Origin of the sequence: Streptomyces sp. NRRL F-5135, from assembly GCF_000719775.1 — a bacterium.
Taxonomy (GTDB): Bacteria; Actinomycetota; Actinomycetes; order Streptomycetales; family Streptomycetaceae; genus Streptomyces; species Streptomyces hebeiensis.
This window is the reverse complement of the sequence record NZ_JOHR01000011.1, coordinates 148,348-172,702: the sequence shown is the minus strand read 5'-3', so window position 1 is coordinate 172,702 and position 24,355 is coordinate 148,348. Positions and strand designations below refer to the sequence as shown.

At 71.9% G+C, this 24,355-nt stretch carries 22 protein-coding genes and 1 pseudogene; 6 read left to right on the top strand and 17 right to left on the bottom strand.

Features of this window, described 5'->3' with window-relative positions; all coding sequences use genetic code 11:
• Positions 1–172 precede the first annotated feature (172 nt).
• The gene (locus IG02_RS0120755) at positions 173–1,381 is read left to right on the top strand and encodes a cystathionine gamma-synthase (RefSeq protein WP_078854648.1); all 1,209 of its coding nucleotides are present in this window, start codon (positions 173–175) and stop codon (positions 1,379–1,381) included.
• 181 nt (positions 1,382–1,562) lie between these two features.
• On the opposite strand, the gene IG02_RS0120750 is transcribed toward IG02_RS0120755, so the two are convergent.
• The 3 genes and pseudogenes from IG02_RS0120750 to IG02_RS0120740 all read right to left on the bottom strand — a co-directional run bounded on the left by IG02_RS0120750 (position 1,563) and on the right by IG02_RS0120740 (position 3,359).
• The gene (locus tag IG02_RS0120750; RefSeq protein WP_030750077.1) at positions 1,563–1,817 is read right to left on the bottom strand and encodes a hypothetical protein; all 255 of its coding nucleotides are present in this window, start codon (positions 1,815–1,817) and stop codon (positions 1,563–1,565) included.
• Between the two features lie 215 nt (positions 1,818–2,032).
• Positions 2,033–2,485: pseudogene (locus tag IG02_RS42960) on the bottom strand (sigma factor-like helix-turn-helix DNA-binding protein); the annotation flags it as partial.
• Positions 2,486–2,690: 205 nt separating this feature from the next.
• A complete protein-coding gene (locus IG02_RS0120740; RefSeq protein ID WP_078854647.1) occupies positions 2,691–3,359 on the bottom strand; it encodes a MarR family winged helix-turn-helix transcriptional regulator in 669 nt (222 codons plus the stop codon).
• Positions 3,360–3,556: 197 nt separating this feature from the next.
• Between IG02_RS0120740 and ilvA the strand changes: the two genes are divergently transcribed.
• A complete protein-coding gene (ilvA, locus tag IG02_RS0120735; RefSeq protein WP_030750074.1) occupies positions 3,557–4,786 on the top strand; it encodes a threonine ammonia-lyase in 1,230 nt (409 codons plus the stop codon).
• Positions 4,787–4,904: 118 nt separating this feature from the next.
• Here ilvA and greA read toward each other — a convergent pair whose 3' ends face one another.
• Both greA and IG02_RS0120725 read right to left on the bottom strand, forming a co-directional pair.
• Complete coding sequence (greA, locus tag IG02_RS0120730; RefSeq protein ID WP_030750073.1) at positions 4,905–5,402, bottom strand: transcription elongation factor GreA; 498 nt, start codon at positions 5,400–5,402, stop codon at positions 4,905–4,907.
• 186 nt (positions 5,403–5,588) lie between these two features.
• A complete protein-coding gene (locus tag IG02_RS0120725; RefSeq protein WP_030750072.1) occupies positions 5,589–5,990 on the bottom strand; it encodes a DUF4307 domain-containing protein in 402 nt (133 codons plus the stop codon).
• A 154-nt stretch (positions 5,991–6,144) separates the two neighbouring features.
• Here IG02_RS0120725 and mca point away from each other — a divergent pair, with 154 nt between their 5' ends.
• Positions 6,145–7,026, top strand: coding sequence for a mycothiol conjugate amidase Mca (gene mca / locus IG02_RS0120720; protein ID WP_037803615.1), 882 nt, complete (start codon positions 6,145–6,147; stop codon positions 7,024–7,026).
• Between the two features lies 1 nt (position 7,027).
• Positions 7,028–7,291 (top strand): hypothetical protein, encoded by a 264-nt coding sequence (locus IG02_RS0120715; protein ID WP_030750069.1) that lies wholly within the window; start codon positions 7,028–7,030, stop codon positions 7,289–7,291.
• A gap of 241 nt (positions 7,292–7,532) precedes the next feature.
• On the opposite strand, the gene IG02_RS0120710 is transcribed toward IG02_RS0120715, so the two are convergent.
• The 10 genes from IG02_RS0120710 to IG02_RS0120660 form a co-directional block, all read right to left on the bottom strand.
• Positions 7,533–11,036: a tetratricopeptide repeat protein gene (locus tag IG02_RS0120710; RefSeq protein WP_030750067.1), complete on the bottom strand. Its 3,504-nt coding sequence runs from the start codon at positions 11,034–11,036 to the stop codon at positions 7,533–7,535.
• Positions 11,037–11,284: 248 nt separating this feature from the next.
• On the bottom strand, positions 11,285–11,431 hold the full coding sequence (locus IG02_RS41665; RefSeq protein WP_158712349.1) for a hypothetical protein: 147 nt from the start codon (positions 11,429–11,431) through the stop codon (positions 11,285–11,287).
• Between the two features lie 192 nt (positions 11,432–11,623).
• Positions 11,624–12,283, bottom strand: coding sequence for a hydrolase (locus IG02_RS0120700; protein WP_030750065.1), 660 nt, complete (start codon positions 12,281–12,283; stop codon positions 11,624–11,626).
• Between the two features lie 633 nt (positions 12,284–12,916).
• Positions 12,917–13,255, bottom strand: a complete 339-nt coding sequence (locus IG02_RS0120690) for a GNAT family N-acetyltransferase (protein WP_030750064.1) — start codon at positions 13,253–13,255, stop codon at positions 12,917–12,919.
• Positions 13,256–13,277: 22 nt separating this feature from the next.
• Entirely contained in the window at positions 13,278–14,267 is a 990-nt protein-coding gene (locus IG02_RS0120685; protein WP_030750062.1) for a pirin family protein, read from the bottom strand.
• 292 nt (positions 14,268–14,559) lie between these two features.
• Complete coding sequence (locus IG02_RS0120680) at positions 14,560–15,027, bottom strand: MarR family winged helix-turn-helix transcriptional regulator (protein WP_030750060.1); 468 nt, start codon at positions 15,025–15,027, stop codon at positions 14,560–14,562.
• 344 nt (positions 15,028–15,371) lie between these two features.
• Positions 15,372–15,938 (bottom strand): NADPH-dependent FMN reductase, encoded by a 567-nt coding sequence (locus tag IG02_RS0120675; protein WP_030750057.1) that lies wholly within the window; start codon positions 15,936–15,938, stop codon positions 15,372–15,374.
• 189 nt (positions 15,939–16,127) lie between these two features.
• Entirely contained in the window at positions 16,128–17,867 is a 1,740-nt protein-coding gene (locus IG02_RS0120670; RefSeq protein WP_030750054.1) for a pyruvate dehydrogenase, read from the bottom strand.
• The gene (locus IG02_RS39595; RefSeq protein WP_158712348.1) at positions 17,785–18,450 is read right to left on the bottom strand and encodes an EamA family transporter; all 666 of its coding nucleotides are present in this window, start codon (positions 18,448–18,450) and stop codon (positions 17,785–17,787) included. Before IG02_RS39595 ends, IG02_RS0120670 begins: the two co-directional genes overlap by 83 nt.
• A gap of 153 nt (positions 18,451–18,603) precedes the next feature.
• Positions 18,604–18,912 (bottom strand): GNAT family N-acetyltransferase, encoded by a 309-nt coding sequence (locus IG02_RS0120660; RefSeq protein WP_030750049.1) that lies wholly within the window; start codon positions 18,910–18,912, stop codon positions 18,604–18,606.
• A 255-nt stretch (positions 18,913–19,167) separates the two neighbouring features.
• Here IG02_RS0120660 and IG02_RS0120655 point away from each other — a divergent pair, with 255 nt between their 5' ends.
• The gene (locus tag IG02_RS0120655) at positions 19,168–21,243 is read left to right on the top strand and encodes a thioredoxin domain-containing protein (RefSeq protein ID WP_030750047.1); all 2,076 of its coding nucleotides are present in this window, start codon (positions 19,168–19,170) and stop codon (positions 21,241–21,243) included.
• Positions 21,244–21,321: 78 nt separating this feature from the next.
• On the opposite strand, the gene IG02_RS0120650 is transcribed toward IG02_RS0120655, so the two are convergent.
• On the bottom strand, positions 21,322–22,362 hold the full coding sequence (locus tag IG02_RS0120650; RefSeq protein WP_030750045.1) for an NAD(P)-dependent alcohol dehydrogenase: 1,041 nt from the start codon (positions 22,360–22,362) through the stop codon (positions 21,322–21,324).
• Positions 22,363–22,543: 181 nt separating this feature from the next.
• On the opposite strand from IG02_RS0120650, the gene IG02_RS0120645 reads away from it, so the two are divergent.
• Positions 22,544–23,542, top strand: a complete 999-nt coding sequence (locus IG02_RS0120645) for a helix-turn-helix transcriptional regulator (RefSeq protein WP_078854646.1) — start codon at positions 22,544–22,546, stop codon at positions 23,540–23,542.
• A gap of 222 nt (positions 23,543–23,764) precedes the next feature.
• Here the strand turns inward: IG02_RS0120645 and IG02_RS37890 are convergent, their stop codons facing one another.
• The gene (locus tag IG02_RS37890; RefSeq protein ID WP_158712347.1) at positions 23,765–24,349 is read right to left on the bottom strand and encodes an FG-GAP repeat domain-containing protein; all 585 of its coding nucleotides are present in this window, start codon (positions 24,347–24,349) and stop codon (positions 23,765–23,767) included.
• Between the last annotated feature and the right edge of the window lie 6 nt (positions 24,350–24,355).

The following is a 24,355-nucleotide window of genomic DNA, read 5'->3' as shown; positions in this document are numbered from 1 at the left end:
GGCCCCATTGTCCCGGACGGCGTACCGACCCGGGTCCGGGCCCGGCGGGCCACCAGGCGGGCCGCCACGACAGGCCGCCACGACGGGCCGCGGCTCCGGCCACGACGCGCCGCGGCTCCGGCCACGACGGGCCGCCACGGCGGGCGCCCTCTCGGCGCTACGCTCGGGACCCATGAGCCAGCAGCACAACAGCGAGCAGAACCACGGCGGTCAGCGTCCCGGCGGTCAGCGCGACAGCGCCGAGTCCCGGCACTTCGAAACGCTCGCCATCCACGCGGGCAACACCGCCGACCCCCTCACCGGCGCGGTCGTACCCCCCATCTACCAGGTGTCCACCTACAAGCAGGACGGGGTGGGCGGACTGCGCGGGGGCTACGAGTACAGCCGCAGCGCGAACCCCACCCGTACCGCCCTGGAGGAGAACCTCGCCGCACTGGAGGGCGGCCGGCGCGGGTTCGCCTTCGCCTCGGGGCTGGCGGCGGAGGACTGCCTGCTGCGTACGCTGCTGACGCCCGGCGACCATGTGGTCATCCCGGACGACGCGTACGGCGGTACGTTCCGGCTCTTCGCCAAGGTCGTCTCGCGGTGGGGCGTGGAGTGGTCGGTCGCGGACACCTCCGACCCGGAGGCGGTCCGGGCCGCGCTCACCCCCCGTACGAAGGCGATCTGGGTCGAGACGCCCTCGAACCCGCTCCTCGGCATCACCGACATCGCCGCCCTCGCCGGTATCGCGCGTGCGGCCGGGGTGCGGCTCGTCGTCGACAACACCTTCGCCAGCCCCTACCTCCAGCAGCCGCTCGCGCTCGGCGCGGACGTCGTCGTCCACTCCACGACGAAGTACATGGGCGGGCACTCCGACGTCGTCGGCGGCGCGCTGATCGTGAACGACGTCGAGCTGGCGGACGCACTCGCCTTTCACCAGAACGCGATGGGCGCGGTCGCCGGGCCCTTCGACGCGTGGCTGGTGCTGCGGGGCATCAAGACGCTCGCGGTCCGCATGGACCGGCACAGCGAGAACGCGACCCGGATCGCGGAGATGCTCACGGAGCACCCGCGCGTCTCGAAGGTCCTCTACCCGGGCCTGCCCGAGCACCCGGGCCACGAGGTGGCCGCCAAGCAGATGAAGGCGTTCGGCGGGATGGTCTCCTTCCAGGTCGCGGACGGCGAGGAGGCGGCGGTCGCGGTCTGCGACCGGGCCGAGCTGTTCACGCTGGGCGAGTCCCTGGGCGGGGTGGAGTCCCTGATCGAACACCCGGGGCGCATGACGCACGCGTCGGCGGCGGGGTCGGCGCTGGAGGTGCCGGCGGACCTGGTACGGCTGTCGGTGGGGATCGAGTCGGCGGAGGACCTGCTGGCGGACCTCCGGCGCGCGCTGGGCTGAAGGACCGCGCCGGGACGTGCCACCGCGTCGGGCCGCGCCACCGTGCGGGGACCGATGCGGGCCGCGCCGGGCGTGCTCCCCGTGTCTCCCGGCCGCCGGAACGTACGCCGACCGAACGTACGCCGACCGAACGGACGGCGTGCGGCTCCGGCCGGGGCGCGGGACGGTGCGGCGGGCCGTACTACCAGCCCTCCAGCGGTGGCGTCATGTCCGTGGGCGGCACCGCCCACGGGTGCACCGCCCAGGCCCAGACCGCGAACAGCACCGCTGCCGTGGCCAGCACCGTCCACAGCGCGGCCCGAGCGGCCCGGCGCCCGCGACGGAGGCGTACGCCGCGGGCGGTGGCCCGGGGGACGAGGCCGGGCGGGAGGGACACCGGGAGCGTCGGCTCCAGCAGGCCGCGGAGCACCACTTCTTTCCGGTTCGCGCCGCTCACGGGCCGCCCCGTCCGTCGGGCCGCGCGGTGGCGTCGATTCGTTCGGCGGCGGGGGACGGGCGCGCGGGCGCGGAGCCCGGGCGGGTGCCGCACGGAGTCGCGCGCGGCGACGGCTCCGGCGCCGGGGGCGAGCGGTCGCCCGCCCTCCCCGTGCCCCTGTCCGCTGCCGGGCCCCCGCCGCCGCCGCGCCCGGACCCGCGCCCGGCCCCCGTCACACCGGTCCGGCGGGCCGTCGCGTAGCCCCGGGCCAGCGCCCGCGCGTAGACCGCGTGCACCCGTTCCGCGGGAAGGCCGATCAACGCGGCCGTCTGTTCCTCGGGCAGGCCCTCGTACAGGCGCAGCACCAGCACCAGCCGCTCCTGCGGGCCCAGGCCGGCCAGGACGCCCGTGGCCGGGCGGCGCCGACGGGTGTGCCAGGCGGTGGCGGCGAAGCGGCGGACCAGTTCCCCGCGAGTGCGGTCGTACGGGTCGTCGTCCGCGGGCCTTTCCCATTCCGCGTACGTACGGGCCAGCGCCGCGACCAGCAGCCGTTCCGCACGCGGGGCGGCGCCCGGCGGCTCGCCCGTGAGGAGTCCGGCCACATGCAGCAGCCGGCCGGTCGCGCCCGCCGCGAATGCCTCGAACTCCCGGGCCCGCCGGCGGTCCAGAGCCGCCCGCCGCTCTCGCACGACCTCATATCAGGCCGACGGGGGCGCCGTGGTCAAGAGGGCCTCCTGTCCAGGGCGGGCCCGGGCGCCTCTCCCGGCCACCCGGGCCCGCCCTGGACGGGACCTGGACAGGCCCTGGACGGGACCTGGACAGGCCCTGGACGGGACCTGGACAGGCCCTGGCGGGACCTGGACGGGACCGGGACGGGGCGGATCCGGATCCGTCCTACCGGCCGCGGCTCTCTCCCGCACCGGACTCCCCGGGCGCCTCCTGCTCCGCTCCCGGCAGCCTCGCCGCCCGGGCCGCCAGCGCCCCGTTGAAGCGGGTGAGCAGCGTCGTGAACGCGTCCCGCTCCTCCTCCGTCCAGCCGTCCGTCACCTGTGCCATCAGCTCGCGCCGCGACGAGCGGACCTCTTCCAGCCGGGCGAGCCCGCGCACCGACAGCTCCAGGACGACCGCGCGGCCGTCCTCCGGGTGCGAGGTGCGCATGACCAGGCCCGTGTCGACCAGCGGGGCGACCTGGCGGGTGACGGTCGAGGAGTCGATGCCCATGCCGGCGGCCAGCGCCTTGACGCCCATGGGCCCCTCCTGGTCGAGCCGGTTGAGCAGGAGGTACGCGGCACGGTCCATCGAGTTGCGGACCTGCCCGACGCCACCGAGCCGGGTCTGTTCGGCCCGCCGGGCGAAGACGGCCACCTGGTGCTGGAGGGCATCGAGGAGTCCGGCGTCCGCGAAGGGGGCGGCGGACGTGTCCGGGGCTGTCGTCCCCGAGGCCGGGGACGCCGGCTCCGGGGACGCCGTCTCCGGGGGTGTGGCCTCGGGGGTCGGTTCCTCCGAGGATGCCGTCTCGCGGGAGGCCGACGCAGCGGAAGTCATGTCCTGAATGGGGGGCATGGCTGGGGGCTCTCTCGTGCGGGGGTCGGTTGGTGGGGGCAAGGGTACGCGGCCCTGCCCCCGCCCGTACCAGCCGCGTACGAAGGACGAACGAACGACGAACAGATGACGGCGGACGTCCACGGACGACCGCCCCGGATCCGCCCGCTTCGCCGCTCCGGGCTGCCCTCCGCGCCGGAACTGCGAGACTTGCCACCATGAGCTTCGGTACGTCCCGCCCCACGCGTCCCCTGATCCTCGATGACATCCGTGGCGCGCGGAAGATGCTCTCCGGAGTGGCGCGGATGACCGCGATGGAGGGGAGCAGGTACCTGACCGGGCTCGTCGGCTCCCCCGTCCACCTCAAGTGCGAGAACCTCCAGCGGACGGGCAGCTTCAAGCTGCGCGGCGCGTACGTGCGGATCGCGGGGCTCTCTCCCGAGGAGCGCGCCGCCGGGGTCGTGGCAGCCAGTGCCGGGAACCACGCTCAGGGTGTCGCCCTCGCGTCCACCCTGCTCGGCGTGCGGTCCACGGTCTTCATGCCGGTCGGCGCGCCCCTGCCCAAGGTCGCCGCCACGCGCGACTACGGCGCCGACGTCCGGCTGCGCGGCCAGGTCGTGGACGAGACCCTCGCCGCCGCGCAGGAGTACGCGCACGACACCGGCGCCGTCTTCATCCACCCCTTCGACCACCCGGACATCATCGCCGGACAGGGCACGGTCGGCCTGGAGATCCTGGAGCAGTGCCCGGAGGTGCGGACCGTGGTCGTCGGGGTCGGCGGCGGCGGGCTGATCGCGGGCCTCGCGCTGGCCGTCAAGGCCGTACGGCCCGACGTGCGGGTGGTCGGGGTGCAGGCGGAGGGGGCCGCCGCGTATCCGCCCTCACTGGCGGCGGGCCGGCCCCTCGTGGTCGGCGAGCCGCAGACCATGGCCGACGGGATCAAGGTGGGCCGCCCCGGGGACGTACCGTTCCAGCTGGTCCAGGAGCTGGTGGACGAGGTGCGCACGGTCACCGAGGACGAGCTGTCCAGCGCGCTGCTGCTCTGCCTGGAACGGGCGAAACTGGTCGTGGAGCCGGCCGGGGCCAGCCCGGTGGCCGCGCTGCTGAGCGACCCCGGTGCCTTCAAGGGACCGGTGGTCGCGGTGCTGTCGGGCGGCAATGTGGACCCGGTGCTCATGCAGCGCATCCTGCGGCACGGCATGGCGGCGGGCGGGCGCTATCTGAGCCTTCGGCTGCGCCTGACCGACCGCCCCGGAGCGCTCGCGACGCTGCTCCAGGCGCTCTCGGCGGCCGACGCCAACGTCCTCGACATCAGTCACGTACGGACCGATCCGCGCCTCGGACTGACGGAGGCGGATGTCGAACTTCACCTGGAGACGAAGGGCCCCGCCCACTGCGCCCAGGTCGCGGCGGCGCTGCGCGAGGCGGGCTACACGATCCTGGGCTGACGCGGCGACGGCTCGCCGGAATCATTCCGGCGAGCATCATTCCGGCGAGCATGACGAAAGGCCGGTCCGTGCGGCGGCGGACCGGCCTGTTCGATCGGGCGTTCGATGCTGGAGTGGTTCAGCCTTGGTACGGCTTGGCATCGAGGATCTTCACGGTGGCCGTCCTGCCGTTCGGCAGTTCGTACTCCGCGTCCTCGCCGATCTTCTTGCCGTTCACCCCGTCGCCCAGCGGGGACTGAGGTGAGTACGTCTCGATGTCCGAGCTGGCGTACTCGCGCGAGGCGAGCAGGAATTCCAGGGTGTCGTCCTCGTCGCCGTCGAACGCGATCGTGACGACCATCCCGGGAGCCACCACGCCGTTCGCGCTGGGGGCCTCGCCGACCTTCGCGTTCTCCAGGAGCTGGGTGAGCTGGCGCACTCGGAGCTCTTGCTTGCCCTGCTCTTCCTTGGCCGCGTGGTATCCGCCGTTCTCGCGCAGGTCGCCCTCTTCGCGAGCGGCCGCGATCTTCAGAGAGATCTCCTGTCGCGCGGGACCAGACAGATACTCCAGCTCGGCCTTGAGCTGGTTGTACGCCTCCTGGGTGAGCCAGGTGACGTTGTCGCTGGTCTGGGTCACAGGTGCTCCTCGTAGGTACCGGGAATACAAAGCAACGCCCTACCCAGAAGGATGTTCCTTCTCGGGTGGGCGAAACCACGAGCCTAACAATTGTGCGGTGGAAGAGGGAGAACAAAACCGATCGACGGCGCGTCGCAGCAGGTCAGAAGCGTACGGGCCGGGGATTCCGCAGGTGTCGGCCGGGCGTCAGCCGGACGTGCAGCCCATCAGCTCGGTGCTGGTGGCGCTCTCCGTCGTCCGTACGGTTACGATCTGGTCGATTCGCGTCTTTCCCGGACCGAATCGGAAGTCCTTGCGGCCCACTTCCGCGCCGTTCTCGGCGAGGGAGCGCAGCGTGCAGCTGCCGCTCGCGTCCTGGTCCTTGCGGACCTCCAGATGGGCCTCGACCTCGGTCGCGGAAATCCGCTTGAACTTGATGAGTTCGCCGGAGACGCTCTGGTCGACCACGTAGTGATAGCCGAACCAGGCGATCAGGGCGATCAGCCCGGCACCGAGCACCGCTCCCAGAGCCTTCAGCTTCCGGTCCGCGTCCCGGTCCGCCGTGCGGCCGTAGCGGCCCGGGGGGAGCTGCTCGCGCACCACGGCCATGATCGTTCCCTTCGTCGGGCGGCCCTGTCGCCGGGCGGGACCCCTTCGAGCCGGGCCGGAACCGTGCGGCCTGATCGGGCGCCCGGAATTTCCGTCCCTCGGTATCCGTCACTATAGAAGCCGTTCGATGCGACAAATCACTGAGGATCGAGTCTTGACTGAGCAGCTTCGACTCATGGCCGTGCACGCCCACCCCGACGACGAGTCGAGCAAGGGTGCGGCCACGATGGCCAAGTACGTGTCCGAGGGGGTGGACGTGCTGGTCGTGACCTGCACGGGGGGCGAGCGCGGCTCCATCCTCAACCCCAAGCTCCAGGGGGACCCCTATATCGAGGAGCACATCCACGAGGTCCGCAAGAAGGAGATGGACGAGGCCCGGGAGATCCTCGGCGTCAAGCAGGAGTGGCTGGGCTACGTCGACTCCGGGCTGCCCGAGGGCGATCCGCTGCCGCCGCTGCCGCAGGGCTGCTTCGCCCTGGAGGACATCGACGAGGCGGCGGGCCGGCTGGTCCGCTCCATTCGCTCGTTCCGGCCGCAGGTCATCACGACGTACGACGAGAACGGCGGCTACCCGCACCCCGACCACATCATGACCCACAAGATCTCGATGGTGGCGTTCGAGGGGGCGGGCGACAAGGAGAAGTACCCGGAGGACGAGTTCGGTCCGGTCTGGCAGCCGCAGAAGCTCTACTACAACCAGGGCTTCAACCGGCCCCGCACGGTCGCGCTCCACGAGGCGCTGCTCGCGCGCGGGCTGGAGTCCCCGTACGGGGAGTGGCTGGAGCGCTGGAAGGAGTTCGAGCGGGCGGAGCGGACGCTGACCACGCACGTGCCGTGCGCCGACTTCTACGAGATCCGTGACAAGGCGCTGATCGCGCACGCGACGCAGATCGACCCGGACGGCGGCTGGTTCCGGGTGCCGATGGAGATCCAGCAGGAGGTCTGGCCCACGGAGGAGTACGAGCTGGCGAAGTCGCTCGTCGATACCTCCCTCCCCGAGGACGACCTCTTCGCGGGCATCCGGGACAATGCCTGATATGTATGCGACTCAGGCCATGGCCCACGCACTGCCGCTCGCCCAGGAGCTGGACCCCGACAAGGTGACCCCGGGAGCTCTCGGGTTCGTCGTGTTCGCGGTGATGGCGGGAGGTGTGTGGCTGCTGATGAAGTCGATGAACCGCCACATGGGCAAGGTCGACTTCGAGGAGGCCCCGGCCCCGGCCCCCGCCCGGGCCCCGGCCTCGGCGGCCCCCTCGGCCAAAGCCGCCGGTCCCGCCCCGGGGCAGAGCGACACGGAGTGACGCCGCCCCCTCCTCCGCCGGAACCGGGACCGGAATCGGGACCGGAATCGGCAGGTGAGGGTGGCAGGTGAGGACGGTCGGCACGCCCGCGCCGTCACGCCACGGCGCGGGCGCGACCGGGTCGGTACGCGCTCACGCCCGTACCGTCGTCGGCCTCCGCACACCCGCGTACGCCCGCGCCGCGCTCACGCCCGCGCCGCGCTCGTCCCGCGCTCAGGCTCGCGCCGCGCTCGTCCCGCGCTCACGCCCGCGCCGCCTCCACCGGTACGCCCAGAACGTCCCGGGCCTGCCGGTCGGGGACCATGCCCAGCTGCCACGCCTGCCAGCCGTCCTCCAGGCTGACCCCGCGCGCCAGCATCACCGACAGTGCCGCCGCGCTCTCGGACAGCTTGGGGTCGCGGGCCGCGTGCGCGGGGTCGCCGGTCTCCCGCCGTTCCACGGCCGGCGTGGCGAGCAGTTCGGAGAGTTCCTGCTCCGCCACCACCGTGCCCACCTCCGTACCGCCCGCCGAGGCGTACGGCAGCAGCGTGCAGCGCAGGAAACGGGACCAGTCGGTGCCCCGGTCGTCCCCGTACGAGGTGAAGAGCGCCGTCGCCTCGTCACAGAGCTGGAGCGCCTGGGCCGGGCGGTTGTTGCCCGCGTCGATGACGGCGAGCTCCAGGCAGGTCCACGCCTCGCCGTGCGCGACGCCGATGCGGCGGAAGTCCGCGCGCGCGTCCATCAGCAGCTGGCGGGCGAAGCCCGAGTTGCGCAGGTTGCCGGTCCGTTCCGCGCGCTGGTCGCGGGTGACGCGGCCCGAGTGGTGCCGGGCGCAGGCAAGGCCGTAGACGTCCCGCATCCGGGAGAACATGGTGCGCGCCCGCTCCAGCTCCCGTACCGCCTCGTCCAGGTCGCCGGTCTCCTCCAGCGACTGGCCCAGGTAGTACAGCGTCCACGCCTCGCCGCGCGCGTCCTCGTTGTCCCGGTGCCGCGCGAGCGCCTCACGCAGCTGCTCCGCCGCCTCGGCCGGCTCGCCGTCCATCAGCCGGGCCCGGGCCAGCTGGGTCGTCGCCCATGCCTCGCCCCGGCCGTCGCGCGTCCTGCCGTACAGCTCCAGCGCCGCGCTCAGCTCGCCCTCCGCCCGCGCCGCGTCCCCCGCCCGCAGGTACAGCTGGCCCAACTGGAAGTGCGTCCACGCCTCGCCGTGCACGGATTCGCTCTCCCGGTGCAGCTCCAGCGCCGACGACAGCAGCGACCGCGCCTCGGCGAGGGCGCCCCGGTCCCGTTCCACCGCCGCCAGCGCGTGCATCGTCCAGCCCCGGTCGCCCGCCAGCTCCTCCGGCGCCTGGAGCTCCAGCGCCTCGCGCAGCTTCGCCGACGCCTCGGTCAGGTTGCCCTGGTGGTGCAGGGTGATGCCCAGCGAGCACAGCGCGCGAGCGGCGCCGGCGTTCTGCTGCGCCTCCCGGTAGAGGTCGACCACCGAGGTCAGCGTCGTACGGGCCTTGTCCAGCTCGCCGAGCTGGCGCGCCGCGATGCCCGTACGCCACTGCACCGAGCGCACCAGCAGGCCCTGGTCGACCGCCTGCGTCAACTCGCTGATCTCGCCCAGCCGGTACAGGTCGCCGCGCAGCAGGCAGTAGTCGCACAGCGCGCCCAGCAGGTTCAGGACGGTCTGCTGGTCGACGCCCTCCGCGTGCCGCAGCGCGGCCGTGATGAAGCTCGACTCCTCGTCCAGCCAGCGCAGTGCCGAGTCGAGCGAGGTGAAGCCGTGCGCGCCCGCCGCGCTCTTGAACAGGTCGGCGCGGGTGGAGGTCTTGCCGTCGACGAGCCGGATCACGGAGTCGGCCAGTTCGCCGTAGTTGCGGATCAGCCGTTCCTGCGCGGCCGTCCGCTCCGCCGCCTCCTCCTCGTCCCGCAACCGGGCCTGCGCGAAGGTCCGCACGACGTCGTGCAGCCGGTAGCGGCTGGCCCGTACGTGGTCGATCAGGCCCGCCCGCGAAAGCTCCCCGAGCAGCCGCCCGGCCGTCCGCTCGTCGGTCTCCAGCAGCGCCGCCGCCGCGGCCGCGCCGAGTGAGGCGCGGCCGGCGAGCGCCAGGCGGCGCAGCAGGCGGCGGGCCTGTTCGCCCTGGTCGGTGTAGCGCAGCCACAGGGCGCGCTCGACGGGCTGGACCGGGCCGTACGCCGAGAGGTCCGTGGCGAGCTGGTGTGTGCTGCGCGCCCCGGGGGACGTGCCGAGCGACGATCCCGCGATGCGCAGCGCGAGCGGCAGGCCGCCGCACAGGTCACGTACGAGGTCGGTGGACTGGGCGTCGTAGGGAACCTGTTCGGGCGACGGCCCGGGCTCCGGGGCCGTGGTGCCCGCCGGCCCCGCAGACGCGTCCGGCCCCGCAGACGCGTCCGGCCCCGCCGACGCGTCCGGCCCCGCCGACGCGTCCGGCTCCGTCGGCGCGTCCGGCCTCGCCTCCGCGGGCGCACCCTGAGCCGTGCCTGTTACCGCCCTGTCCGTCACCGACCGGCCCGTCGGCGCCCTGCCCGGCAGTGCCCGGTCCGTCGGTGCCCTGTCCGTCACCGCCCGCAGCAGTTCCTCCGCGCCCGCGCCGTCCAGTGCCTCCACGGGCAGCCGGTGCACCCACGCCGGCAGGTCCTCGGGCAGGTCGAGCGGCTCCCGCGCGGTCACCAGCACCAGGCTGTCCGACCGCTCCGGGAGCAGCGTCCGTACCTGCTCGGGGTCGGCGGCGTCGTCCAGGACGACCGTCACCGGAAGCCCCGTCAGGTGCTGGTGGTACAGCTCGCTCAGCCGCCGCACCTGCTGCTCGGGCGACGCGCCCTCGCGGAACAGCAGCTGCTCGCGCGGCGCGCCGAGGCGGTTCAGCAGGTGCAGCAGCGCCTCCCGCGTCGACAGCGGCACCTCGGCGGCGCCGCCCCCGCGCAGATCGACGACGCACGCGCCCCGGAACTGGTCCTTGAGCTGGTGCGCCGCCCGTACGGCCAGGGTTGTACGGCCCGAGCCCGGGTCCCCGTGCAGCACCACGACCGTCGGCTTCGTCTCCGTCGACGCGCGGGCCGCGTGCACCCACTGCGCGATCCGGGCCAGTTCGGCGCGGCGGCCGGCGAACGGCCCGTGAGGTTCGGGGAGATGGCCGAACGACTGCTCCAGCACGGTACGCCGCCGGGCCGCCGCGCTGCGGTCGGCGCCCCGGAGCGGACGCACGGCCGACGGCTTCTTGGCCGTGCGCCGGGTCGCGGACGTCAGGACCCGCTGCTGGTCGAGGAACGGGCGGATGCCCCGTACCTCCAGGGCCGTCAGCCACTGGAGCTTGAGCTGTTCCGTCCCGCCGGGCTGGCCTGCGGCGGCCGCCCGCTGGTGGGCGGCCGGCCAGTGGGACGCGGTCACCTTGGCGACGGTGGCCGCCGCTCCGGCGGCGGCGACCACCGCGCCCGCGCCGAACGCCACGCCGGTCGCCGTCCCCAGCGCCACGTCGGCGCCGACGGCCGCCGCGGCGGCAACGACGGTGACGACGGCCGGAGTTCCGAGCGACTGCCTGGTGAAGCGCTCGGACAGCGGACGGTCCTCGGCCTCGGCCGCGTCCACGGCCCGTACGTAGACGGCGTACTCCTCGCTCGCCCCGGCCGCCATCGAGTCCAGCGCGGCCCGCGCCCGCGTCAACAGCACGCTCCCGTCGGTCCGTCCGCCGGAGCGCCGTACCTCCTCCTCCACGGCGCGCGCCAACAGCCGCTCGGCCTCGGCCCGGTGGCTCTCCCGCATACGTCGCCCCTCCACGGTCGGTTCCGGGTGAGAGGACATTGTCCCGGTCCGGGCGTCTCCGCGCGAGGGGAGCGCGAGGGAAGCGGAAGGCGCGCTTCGCGCGCGGACGCGCGCCGGGCGCCGTGCGGCGGTCGACCGCGTCGTCGCCGGTGAGGTCCTTCGTGCCGCTGAGCGTGGCGACGGCCAAGCCGCAGGTGGTCGCGTCGAAACCCGGCACCTGCGTGGCGCCCTGCCGCAAAGAGGCCAGGTCATGACCGACGGCGGGGCGTGCGGTCCTCGGCCGGCAGCGGGCAGGTGGCCTCGTCGACGATCTCGATCCCGTGCTTCTCGGCGTTGATCTTGGCGTCGAGAACAGGATTGCGGGAGAACCCGGCGTCCGTGGAGACGAGCGCCACGGACGCCGGCCGCGGGTCCTTCCGCGCGGCGCGTTCGAACCCCCTCGATCAGCGCGGGGTTGGGATCTGCCCGGTCGGGATCGTCCTCGCTCCGGATCTCATGGGCGAGACGGGTCGAAGGCTGGTGTCCGCGAGCGGACCGTTCGGCGGCGGGCGGTCCCCGATACGGATCGGGGCCCGCGCGTCGTCAGGTCAGACGTTGGTTCCATCGCGTCCTGTGGCGAGCAACTGCGTCTCCCAGGTGAAGGCGACGCCGGTTGCGCCCCCGTGCTCCAGCAGCACGTCGGTGAGGCCCGGGAGGGTCTTCTCGCGGGCGTAGTCGCGCTGCCACTCACTGAGCACGGCCAGCCAGGTGATCGGTGTCACGCCCGCCTGGACCATGCGCCGCACGGCCATGTCGTGGGTTTCCTTCGAGGCACCGCCCGAAGCGTCGGTGACGACGAAGACGTCGAAGCCCTCACCCGCCGCGTGTATCGCCGGCATCGCGACACAGACCTCCGTCCAGAGACCGGCGATGATCAGCTTCTTGCGGCCGGTCGCCTTGACGGCGTCGACGACGACCTGGTCTTCCCAGGTGTTGATGATCGTGCGGTTGATGGGCTTCTGCTCCGGGAACACGTCCTGCAGTCCCTTGATGAGGTAGCCGCCACGCTCCTCCAGGACGGTCGTCAGGATGGTCGGTACATCGAACGCCTTGGCGGCCTTGGCGAGGCCGACGGAGTTGTTCACGACCATCGTGGGCTCGTGGCTGTGCAGGTTGGCGAACTGGAACGGCTGGTGGTCGATCAGGACGACGACGCTCTCCTCGGGCGTCAGCAGTGCCTGCAGCCCGGACTTCGCTTCCTTGCTCATGGGATCTCTTTCCTGGTGTCTGTGTCTGCGTGCTCGGACGGGTCATCGTCGATACGGCCGTACACCGCTCCTCGGGCCGAGCCGGCAAGCCGTCACGCTGAACGCTCCGCGAACCGGTTCGGACCCCGTGCGGAGAGACGGCCCCCGGCGTCAGAAGCAACCGGCTCGACCAAGTAGATGACGTGTCATCTATATTAGCGTTGGAAGTTGATGCGTCAAGTAGCTGCGGGAGAGGGGAAGTTGGTGACGCCGGCCTGGGGGCGAAGCCGGTGGTCGGCCGCGTACGCCGTTGTGTGGCCGGTGGCAGTCGCCGTCTCGGCGGGGGGAGCGCGCGGGGCGCCGTGTTCGGCCGTCGCGAAGCTGTACGACGCTCATCGGAACGTCTTCACAGCCAACGAGATCGAGGTGATCGCCGGACTCGTGGATCACCGACGGCACTGAGGTCCGGGCGCACTGCCGACCTGCTGGTCACTACCGTGCGATGAAGCGGGACGGCCGGCTGCCTGCGTCGAATCCGAACCTCCGGACCGCGCGGGTGTACCTTCTCGCCGCGCCCGGCCGATGGGGGGCGGACAGCCGATGCCCGGCCGGGGCCGGCAAGGGGATGCCCCGCGTCCGGGCCGGCTCACCCGCTCAGCCGAGCTGTGTCTCCAGCCACCGCAGGGTGTCGGGTGTGACCGGGTCGGTGATGTCCGCGAACTCGTCGTGCCGCTTGAGGAACTTGGCGACGTAGGGGCAGACCGGGACGATCCGCATTCCGGACGCGCGCACGTCGACGAGTGCCCGGCGGACCAACTGTGCGCCCAGTCCCTGGCCGGCGAAGGCCTTGTCCAACTCGGTGTGGAAGAAGACCCGCCGCATGCCCAGGTCGCGGTAGGCGGTCAGGCCGGCGTGCCGGCCGTCGACCATGATGTCGTACCGGCGCTCGGTATCCATCCGCTTGACGACCGTGGTGGTGGAGGACTCGCTCATGGTGGGCCTTCGGTGAGGGAGGTCAGCGCGTCGGAGGGTTCCGGCGCGGTGTGATGACGGCGTTCGGCAGAGCCGGTGCGGGAAGGCGGCCGCCGGGGAAGTCCTCGATGACGCCGAAGCGGTCGGAGGAGGCCTCCCAGTCCTCGCGGGCTTTCACGATGTCTTCGTGGCCGCGGCCGATGAAGTTCCACCACATGACGATCTCCTCCTCGAAGGGAGGCCCTCCGAGGAGGATGGCCCGCGCCGGGGCGTCCGTCTCGTTCACCATCGTCAGAGTGTCCGCGCCGCGAGGGGCGTAGCCGAGTTCGGCGGGCCGCAGCACCGTGTCGATCAGGCGGATGTCCCCACTGTCCACGAGGAGGCCGTGCTCGAAAGCCGCGTCCACGGCGAGAGTGAGCGTCGTGTGCGCTTCGATGACGATCTCGGCGCCGAGCAGCGGCGTGAAGGTCCGGACCGGGGAGGTCCGGCCGACGAGCGAGCCCAGGAAGACCCTGATCTCGGCCCCGTCGACCTGCGTGAGTTCGGGCGCGTGGTGCTGGAAGTCCCGGGTGGTGTCGCGGTGTTCCTCGGGCAGCGCGACCCACAACTGGACGCCGTGGATGACGGTCGTGTCCGGGGTGGAGACCTCCGAGTGGGCGATGCCGTACCCGCCGGTCATGACGTTTGTCTCGCCGGGCCTGACCAGGGCACGGGTGCCGAGGGTGTCGCGATGCTCGACCTCACCGCTGAACAGCCAGGTCACCGTCTGCAGTCCGGTGTGCGGATGCGGAGGCATGTTCATGCCGCCCGACGCGGCGACCTGGTGCGGCCCGTAGTGATCGGCGAAGCACCAGGCGCCGATGAGTGTGCGCCCCCGCTGGGGCAGCGTCCGCCGCACGCGCATAGCGCGCGGACCACCCAGGGGGACCTCACGCGCCGACAGGACATCGACCCGCGGCGCTCCGGTCGGCCGCTCGCGGTCGAGGAGCGCGCCGCACCGCAGCGCCGCGGCATCGGTTTCCGCATTGCTCACCGAGAGCACCTCCCACACAGTCTGGTTGTCACGTCAACCATGGTGTCACGAGGGCGGGCCGATGGCCACAGCACCTGTGGGATGGCAGTCACCATCAACGTGTTCCATCGCGTGCCGACCATGAGCAAGCACCCGGTACCGCCGCTTCACGACGAGTGGAGGCCGTCGGCCCGCCACACCCCTGGCCTTCGGCGTGGCCGGTGCGACGGAGACGTGGTTGACGAGTCACGTAAATGCCACTGCGGCGACGCTCACGCCGACCGCGTGAGGCCCCCCGGGCCGCCCGTTCCGGTCAGGACGATTCCTCGTCCAGCTTCTCCACCACGCGCTCGGAGATCCGGGCCAGCAACCGCAGCTCCGACGGCGTGACGTTGTCGAGGAAGAGCTCGCGCACCGCCTCCACGTGGCGCGGGGCGGCGGCTTCGATCATCGCTCGCCCCTCATCGGTGATCACCGCGAACGCGCCACGGCCGTCCTCGGCGCACTCCTCCCGCACCACCAGCCCACGCTTCACCATCCGGGCGATGTGATGGGACATCCGGCTCTTCTCCCACTCCAGCGCCCTGGCGATGTCCAGAATCCGTCGCCGCCCGTCCGGTACGTCCGTCAGCTCGACCAGTACGGCGTAGTCCGCACGCGACACGTTGGACTCCGTCTGCAACAAGCGGGACAACCGGCCCATGAGCCTCTCGTGCATGTTGACGAAGCTCCGCCACGCAAGCTGCTCCTCCGCGGTCAGCCAACGCACTCCCTGTTCCATGAAGCGAGTTTAAACATAGTTGACAGTTCACTAAGGAGGCGCGGGGCGCCGACCGCATGCGCGGCCCCGTCTCGCCCGGCCGCGTTCGAGGGCCACCACGACTTTTCGAGGGCGCGGTATGACACCGTCCGGTGTCGACGCCGTCATCGACGTGTCCGGCCGGGCCCGCCGATCGTCGCGTCGGTCGTGTACGGCTGCCCGAGCCTTGGCGGCTTGGGCAGCCGTCTCCCCTTCCGCCGCCTGATCCGGGCGTGCTCCCGGGCAGGAGGGATGCCGGCTACCGGGCCCGTCGGAACCGGACCCGGCGTGGACAGACCGGCGTCCCGAACGGCGTCCCGAACGGCTCAGGCGGCGGCCGTACGGAGCGGCGCCAGTGCCTGGCTCCAGGCGACGACCTGGTCGAGCAGGGTGTCGAGGGCCCGCACGTTGTACTCGCCGGGCTTGAGGACGCTGAAGTTCTCGAACTCGGTCATCAGCGACAGCGCCACCTGCTGGCGGACGTCGGCCATCTGCAGCTCGCCGGCGACCAGGCGCAGGTGTTCCACAGCCCGGGCACCGCCGACACCGCCGTACGACACGAAGCCGGCCGCCTTGTTGTTCCACTCGGTGTAGAGGTAGTCGATGGCGTTCTTGAGCACGCCGGACGTGCTGTGGTTGTACTCCGGGGTGACGAAGACGAACCCGTCGAAGGAAGCGATCTTCTCGGCCCACTTCTTCGTGTGCTCGCCCTGGTATTGGCCCATCGACGGGGGCAGCGGCTCGTCCAGGTGCGGCAGCGGGTAGTCACGCAGGTCGACGACCTCGAACCCGGCGTCGCTGCGCCGAGAGGCGATGTCGTAGACCCACTTGGCGACCTGCTCACCGTTGCGGTTGGGGCGGGTGCTGCCGAGGATGATGCCGATTTCGGTCATGGATTTCCTTAAGGGTGCGGATGGTAGTGCCGTCCTGAACGAGACGTCAGGAGGTGTGAGGGAGGTGGTGGGCGACGGTGTCCGGCGGTGACGCATCAAGGTAGATGACGCATCAACCCGAAGTGGGATATCTGTCCGGCGACCGTCCCGGGGCCGTGAATCCGGACCTCGGTGCGGACGGCGGCCATCTCAGGGGCGGGGGATGTTCCGCAGGTTGGCGCGGGCCAGGTCGAGCATCTTGCCGACGCCCCCGTCGAGCACTGTCCGGCCCGCGGCGAAGGCGAATCCCCTGACCTGGGAGGCCGAGACGCGCGGCGGGATCGACAGCGCGTTGGGGTCGGTCACCAGGTCGACCAGGAACGGTCCGTCGTGGGCGAATGCCCGCTTGAGTCCCTCGGCGACATCCCCGGGGCGCTCGATGCGGATCGCCTCGATACCCGCGCCGCGGGCGATCGCCGCGTAGTCCACCGGCTCGTGATCGGTCTCGTGCTCGGGCAACCCCTCGACCAGCATCTCCAACTTCACCATGCCCAGGGAGGAGTTGTTGAAGACGATCGTCTTCACCGGCAGATCGTGCAGCTTCACTGTGAGCAACTCGCCCATCAGCATGCCCAGTCCACCGTCACCTGACATGGAGATCACCTGGCGGCCGGGGTAGGCGAACTGCGCGCCGATGGCGTGCGGCAGCGCGTTGGCCATCGTGCCGTGCACGAACGAACCGATCACCCGGCGTCGCCCGTTGGGGGTCAGATAACGCGCCGCCCACACGTTGGACATGCCGGTGTCCACGGTGAACACCGCGTCGTCGGCGGCGAGTTCATCCAGCAGCGAGGCCGCGTACTCAGGGTGGATCGGGGTGTGCCGGTCGACGTCGTGGGTGTAGGCGGAGACCACCGTCTCCAGCGACTTGGCATGCTTGTGCAGCATCCGGTCCAGATAGGTGCGGTCCCGCTTCGCCTCGACCAACGGCAGCACGGCCCGCAGCGTCTCCCGGACGTCACCGTGGACCCCGAGTTCCAGCACACTGCGACGGCCGAGGCGGCCCGCGTCGTGGTCGATCTGCACGGTCCGCGCCTGCGGCAGGAAGTCGTCGTACGGGAAGTCGGTGCCGAGCAGAACGACCAGGTCGGACTCGTGCATCGCGTCGAAACAGGCGCCGTAGCCCAGCAGACCGCTCATACCGACGTCGTACGGGTTGTCGAACTGGATCCACTCCTTGCCCCGCAGCGTGTGCCCGACGGGGGCGGCAGCCTTCTCGGCGAGCGCCATGACCTCGGCGTGCGCGTCCCGCACCCCCGCACCGCAGAACAGCATCACCTTCCGTGCCGCGTTCAGTTTCCCGGCCAGCGCCCGCACCTGTCTGTCCGGCGCGACGACCCGGCCGCGCTCAGTGACCAGGTCGCTGCTTCCCGTCGGGTGAGTCGCCCCGTCGTGCGCGACATCGCCCGGTATGACCAGGACCGACACCGCGCTGTTGCCGAGGGCCCGCTGTATGGCGATCCGCGGAACCCGGGGCATCTGCTCGGGGGTGCTGACCATCTCGCAGTAGTCGCTGCACTCGGTGAACAGCCGTTCCGGGTGGGTCTCCTGGAAGAAACCGGTGCCGATCTGATGGGACGGGATGTGCGAGGCGAGTGCCAGCACGGGCGCACCGGAGCGGTGCGCGTCGTACAGTCCCTGGATCAGATGCGTGTTTCCGGGGCCACAGCTTCCGGCGCACACCGCGAGCCTGCCGGTCAGCTGTGCCTCCGCTGCCGCGGCGAAGGCGGCGGCCTCCTCGTTCCGTACATGCACCCACTCGATGCCGTCGGTACGGCGCACCGCGTCGACCACCGAGTTCAGGCTGTCACCCACCACGCCGTAGATCCGCTCCACGCCCGCCTGGCGCAGGATGTCCACCAGTTGCTGGGCCACGGTCAGATTCCGCATCGTCGTACTTCTCCCCTCGGGCTGCACACCTGTCTCGGGTGACTCTCGACAGCCTCAATATAGTTGATACGTCCACCATGGGGGGCGTGGGTGCGTGGGTGCGTGGGTGCGTGGTCGTCGTGGGTCCTGCGGCGGGCCGGGATCTGCTGAGGAGGGTGGTGCAGAGGGCGACGGCGATGAGGGCGGTGCCGGCCAGGACATGGGTGGTGAGGGGTTCGTCCAGGAAGAGGGCGCCCGACAGGACGGCGATCACCGGGGCGACGAAGGCGTAGCTCGTGGCCAGAGCCGGGCTGGTGCGGGCGGTGAGGTGGCGGTAGGCGGCCATGGCCAGCGGGGACCCGAAGACCACCAGGTAGGTGAGGGCGAGCCCGGCGCCCCAGGTCGGCCGCGGCGGTGACGCGAACTCGCCCCGGACGGCGGCCGCCACGGCCGGCGCCGCGCCGCCCGCGAGCAGCTGCGCGGCCGGCCCGCGCACGCCGGCCGAGTGGTCGTCCAGATGGGAGCCGAGTACCCAGCGGATGGCGGCCGGCAGGAGGATCGCCGCACCTGTCAGCCCGCCGCGTCCGAGTCCGGCCGACAGCACGGCGACGCCCGCCGGGCCGAGCCGGACCCCCGCCCATTCCGCGCCGCGCGTCCGCCGTCCCCTTGCGGTGTTCAGCGGCGCGCTCCACAGCGGAACCGTGGCGATGAACAGCGCCGTCGTGCCCGGCGGTTCCTCTGAACGTCGGCGACACGCTCAGTCGCTGACCCTGCTGCGGGACTGGTACAGGAGGTCCTGATACTCGGGATGCCGGGCGATCCAGTCCGCGAAGAACGGGCATGTGGCGAGAACTCGCAGGTTCGTGGCCCGTGCCTCGTCAAGGGCTGTGCGAGCCAGCGCGGACCCCACTCCTCTGCCCCCGTACTCCGGCGCGACCTCGGTGTGCACGAAGGCGATGAGCTCCGTCGTACGGATGTATTCAGCGACGCCCGCGACCTTGGACTCTCCGTCGACGCGGGCCTCGTAACGCTTCGCATCGGGCACGTCGCCCACTTCGACCGCCATGTGACCTTCTCTCGGGTGCGATCCCGCTCGACTCGGCGGGAGTTCCGTCAGTCCGGACAGCACCATAGCCCCGTTCGGTTGACGTATCAACTTAATTCTCCGCAGGTGAGCTCGCGTCGCGGACGCGCCGGCGGCTGAAGCGGGAGCGGGCCGGGAGCCGTCCCCGGCGGGGTGAACCGCTGCTGCTCCATCGAGGACCACCGCCGGGCCACGCGAAGCCGGGCTCGTGGGTCCGGATCATGCGACGATGCGCGTATGAACCGACTTGCCGATGAGCAGTCGCCGTACCTGCTGCAGCACGCCTCCAATCCGGTGGACTGGTGGCCGTGGGGGGAAGCGGCGTTCGCGGAGGCGGCCCAGCGCGACGTGCCCGTACTGTTGTCCGTCGGATACTCCGCGTGCCACTGGTGCCACGTCATGGCGCACGAGTCCTTCGAGAACGATGAGACCGCCGCGTACATGAACGAGCACTTCGTCAACATCAAGGTGGACCGCGAGGAGCGGCCCGATGTCGACGCCGTCTACATGGAGGCCGTGCAGGCCGCCACCGGGCAGGGCGGCTGGCCCATGACCGTGTTCCTGACGCCGGACGCGAAGCCCTTCTACTTCGGCACCTATTTCCCTCCCGAACCCCGGCACGGCATGGCCTCCTTCCCGCAGGTACTGGAGGGCGTGAGCACCGCCTGGGCCGGGCGGCGCGCGGAGGTGACCGAGGTCGCGGGGCGGATCGTACGGGACCTGGCCGGGCGGTCGCTCGCCCTGGCGGGGGACGGGGTGCCCGGCGAGGAGGAGCTGGCGGGGGCGCTGCTGGGGCTGACGCGGGAGTACGACGACCGGCGCGGCGGGTTCGGGGGAGCGCCCAAGTTCCCGCCGTCGATGGTCCTGGAGTTCCTGCTGCGCCACCATGCCCGCACGGGCTCCGAGGGCGCGCTCCAGATGGCCGCCGACACCTGCGAGGCGATGGCCAGGGGCGGGATCTACGACCAGCTCGGCGGCGGATTCGCACGGTACTCGGTGGACCGCGAGTGGGTCGTGCCCCACTTCGAGAAGATGCTGTATGACAACGCGCTGCTGTGCCGTGTGTACGCGCACCTGTGGCGGGCGACCGGTTCCGACCTGGCCCGCCGGGTCGCGCTGGAGACCGCCGACTTCATGGTCCGCGAACTGCGCACCGCCGAGGGCGGCTTCGCCTCCGCCCTGGACGCGGACAGCGACGACGGCACCGGCCGCCATGTCGAGGGCGCCTACTACGTCTGGACCCCGGAGCGGCTGCGCGAGGTGCTGGGCGAGGCGGACGGCGAGTTCGCCGAGCACTACTTCGGTGTGACGCGGGAGGGGACGTTCGAAGAGGGCGCCTCCGTGCTCCAACTGCCGCAGGGCAACGGGGTCGTGGACGCCGAGCGGGTCGCCTCCGTACGCCGGCGCCTGCTCGCCGCGCGCGAGGAGCGGCCCCGGCCCGGCCGGGACGACAAGGTCGTGGCCGCCTGGAACGGGCTGGCGATCGCCGCGCTGGCCGAGACAGGCGCGTACTTCGACCGGCCCGACCTGGTCGAACGCGCCACCGAGGCCGCCGACCAGCTCGTACGGCTGCACATGGACGAGGCGGCACGCCTGGCCCGTACCTCGAAGGACGGACGCGCGGGCGCGCACGCCGGAGTGCTGGAGGACTACGGCGATGTCGCCGAGGGGTTCCTCGCGCTCGCGGCTGTCACCGGCGAGGGCGCCTGGCTGGAGTTCGCCGGCTTCCTGCTGGACAGCGTGCTGGACCGGTTCGTCGGGGAGGGCGGTGAGCTGTTCGACACCGCCCATGACGCCGAGCGGCTGATCCGCCGCCCGCAGGACCCGACGGACAACGCCACGCCGTCGGGCTGGACGGCGGCGGCCGGGGCGCTTCTCTCGTACGCCGCGCACACCGGATCCGAGGCCCACCGGGTCGCCGCGGAGGGGGCGTTGGGCGTGGTCAAGGCGCTGGGGCCGCGGGCGCCACGCTTCGTGGGGTGGGGGCTCGCGGTGGCCGAGGCGCTGCTGGACGGGCCGCGCGAGATCGCGGTCGTCGGGCCGGCGGACGGTGGCGGCGGTGGCGGCGGTGAGGGAGAGGACGGCACGGCGACCCCGCGCCGTACCGCCCTGCACCGCGCGGCCCTCCTCGCCACCGCCCCCGGGGCCGTGGTCGCCACCGGGGAGGCGGAGGGCGGGGAATTCCCGCTGCTGGCCGACCGTCCGCTGGTGGACGGCCGGCCCGCCGCCTATGTGTGCCGGCGGTTCGTGTGCGCGGCGCCGACCACCGACCCGGCCGTGCTGAAGGCCGAGGTGGGCGTGCGCGCCGAGTGACGCGTGGTCCCTCTTCGGTTCTCGTGCCGCGAGGGGCACCAGGCTCCGCCGCGCATGTCACCATGCGCGGCGGTGGCCTCAGATCGTGGAGGTGTCGATCACGAACCGGTAGCGGACGTCACTCGACAGCACCCGCTCGTACGCCTCGTTGATCTGGTCGGCGCGGATCAGCTCGATCTCGGCCCCGAACCCGTGCTCCGCGCAGAAGTCCAGCATCTCCTGGGTCTCCGCGATGCCGCCGATCATCGATCCGGCGAGGGTCTTGCGGCCCCCGAGCAGGGCGAAGAGGTTCAGCGACACCGGCTCCTCGGGCGCGCCGACGTTCACCAGCGCGCCGTCCGTCTTCAGCAGCGACAGGTACGCGGCGAAGTCCAGCGGGGCGGAGACGGTGGACAGGATGATGTCGAACGTGCCGGCCAGTTCCTCGAAGGTCTTCGGGTCGCTGGTGGCGTAGTAGTGGTCGGCGCCGAGCTTCAGCCCGTCCTCGCGCTTGCGCAGCGACTGGCTGAGGACGGTCACCTCCGCCCCCATCGCGTGCGCGATCTTCACGCCCATGTGGCCCAGGCCGCCCATGCCGAGGACGGCGACCTTCTTGCCCGGCCCGGCGTTCCAGTGCCTCAGCGGGGAGTACGTGGTGATACCCGCGCACAGCAGCGGCGCGGCCACGTCCAGCGACAGGCTGTCGGGGATGCGGACGGCGTAGTTCTCGTCGACGACGACGTGCGTGGAGTAGCCGCCGTAGGTGGGCTCGCCGTTCTTGTCGAGGGCGTTGTACGTCGCGGTGTTGCCCTTGACGCAGTACTGCTCAAGGCCCTGCCGGCAGTACTCGCACTCGCGGCAGGAGTCGACGAAACAGCCCACGCCCACCCGGTCACCGACCGTGTACTTGGTGACACCCGCGCCGACCTCGGTGACGACGCCGGCGATCTCGTGGCCCGGCACCATGGGGAAGATCGCCTCTCCCCAGCCCTCGCGGGCCTGGTGGATGTCCGAGTGGCAGATCCCGGCGAACTTGATGTCGATCAGGATGTCGGACTCGCCGACCGGGCGGCGTTCGATCGTGGTGCGCTCCAGGGGAGCCTTGGCGGCGGGAGCGGCGTATGCGGCAACGGTACTCATCGGGAAAAGTGCTCCTCAGACGTGGTTTCCGTGTGCGGCCGACTGCTTTTCCGCCCGCACACTGTCCCCCAGCGTGCCTCCGTCGTACGCGGCCAGCCAGGGCCCCGTTCTGCGTACGCCTGCCGGTCCTACCACTGACCGGGTCAGGCTCGGGTGCCCACCGCGCGGAATACTGGACACCATGAGCGACCAGTCTGATGCCGGAAATGCGGTGAATCATCCCGCGAGTGCCGCGGCGGCGCAGGGGGCTACGGCGCAGGCGGCCACGGGGCAGGGGGCCACGGGGCAGGGTGCCTCGGAGCAGGGGCTCGACAGTCGGGTCGAACTCAGCGAGTACCTGCGCAGCCGGCGGGCCCGGCTCAAGCCGGAGGACGTCGGCCTGTCCGGGGCCGGGCGGCGCCGACGGGTACCGGGGCTGCGCCGCGAGGAGCTGGCCCAGCTCGCCGGGGTGTCGGTCGCGTACTACACGCGCCTGGAACAGGGCAATGGACGCGGTGTGTCGGCGGAGGTGCTGGACGCGGTCGCGCGCGCCCTGCGGCTGACGGACACCGAACACGCCCACCTGGTGCACCTCGCCAGGCCGAAACGCCACGCGAGAAAACCGGCGGCCAGGCAGCAGAAGGTGCGGGTGGCCCTGCGGCAGCTCCTCGACACCCTGGACGGCGTCCCCGCCTACATCGTGGGGCGGCGTTCGGACATCCTCGTCTGGAACCGGATGGCCGCGGCCGTCTTCGGCGACTGGGGCCGGCTGCCGCCCCAGGAGCGCAACTGGGCCCGGCTGGTCTTCCTGGAGTCCGACTCCAGGGAGCTGTTCGTGGAGTGGGAGACCAAGGCCGCCGACATCGTCAGTCACCTGCGGATGGACGCCGGGCGCCACCCCGAGGATCCGCAACTGTCCGCGTTGGTCGGCGAGCTCTCCGTGAAGAGCGAGGAGTTCCGTCAGCTGTGGGCCACGCACGACGTCAAGGAGAAGGGCCACGGCGTCAAGCGGCTGCGGAACCCGCTGGTGGGGGAGCTGACCCTCTCCTTCGAGACGTTCACGCTCCCCGACGACCCGGAGCAGTCCTTGATCGTGTACCACGCGGAGCCCGGCTCCGCGTCGCAGGAGAGCCTGCGCCTGCTGGCGAGCTGGGGCGCGGACGCGACCCGCGCGGGGGCCGGCCGCCGCGCGGGGAACTGACCCGGACGGAGGCCGGTCGGCGCGCCGGGAACTGACCCGGGCGGGCCGTCGGCGCGGGACGAGGGCGGACCTGGGCGGGGGCCGGCCGGACCTTCCGCCCGGTCAGCCGACCGCCTGGCGTGTCTTCCACCAGGTGGCCGCCCCGACGACCTCCGTGCCGTTGCCGGAAAGCGCGGTCCTGCTTCCGGCGTGGAAGCGTACGGAGCCGCCTGCCTGGACGGCCTACAGGTCGGGGACGGAGTCGCCGTTGGCGTCGGGGGTCCCCAGGATGAACGGGACGGCGCCGCTGGACCAGCCGGACGCCCCGTACTGGGTGTCGCCCCCGCCCGCCGAGCCCCCGGCGGTGGCGAGGGACGCGAAGTCGACTCCGCCGGACGCCGCCTTGATCCCGCCGCGCAGCAGCAGGCGTCCCGTCTCGTCGGTCCGGTAGAGCAGGTCGGTGACACCGTCGCCGGTGATGTCCTGGACGGTCACGACGTCGCGGTTCGCCCATGAGGCGGCCGACAGCCGCGTGGCCCGGTCGACCGTCGCGCCGTTGTAGCCGGTGAGGACCCACAGCGCGTCGCCGACGGTGACGAAGAAGTCGGCTTTGCCGTCCCCCGTGGCGTCGCCGGCGGAGACGATCTGGGTGAACGTACTGGGGTCGGGTGCCCCGTCCGGGAGCAGGATCTCGCGGCGCCGGTCGATGTTCACGGCGCCGTAGCCGTCGCCCGGGTAGACCTCCTCCCAGCAGGGCGATCCGGAATCGCAGTCGTACACCGTCACCCGCTTCTTCCAGGGCACGGGCGGCGCGGTCAAGGACTCCAAGAACGC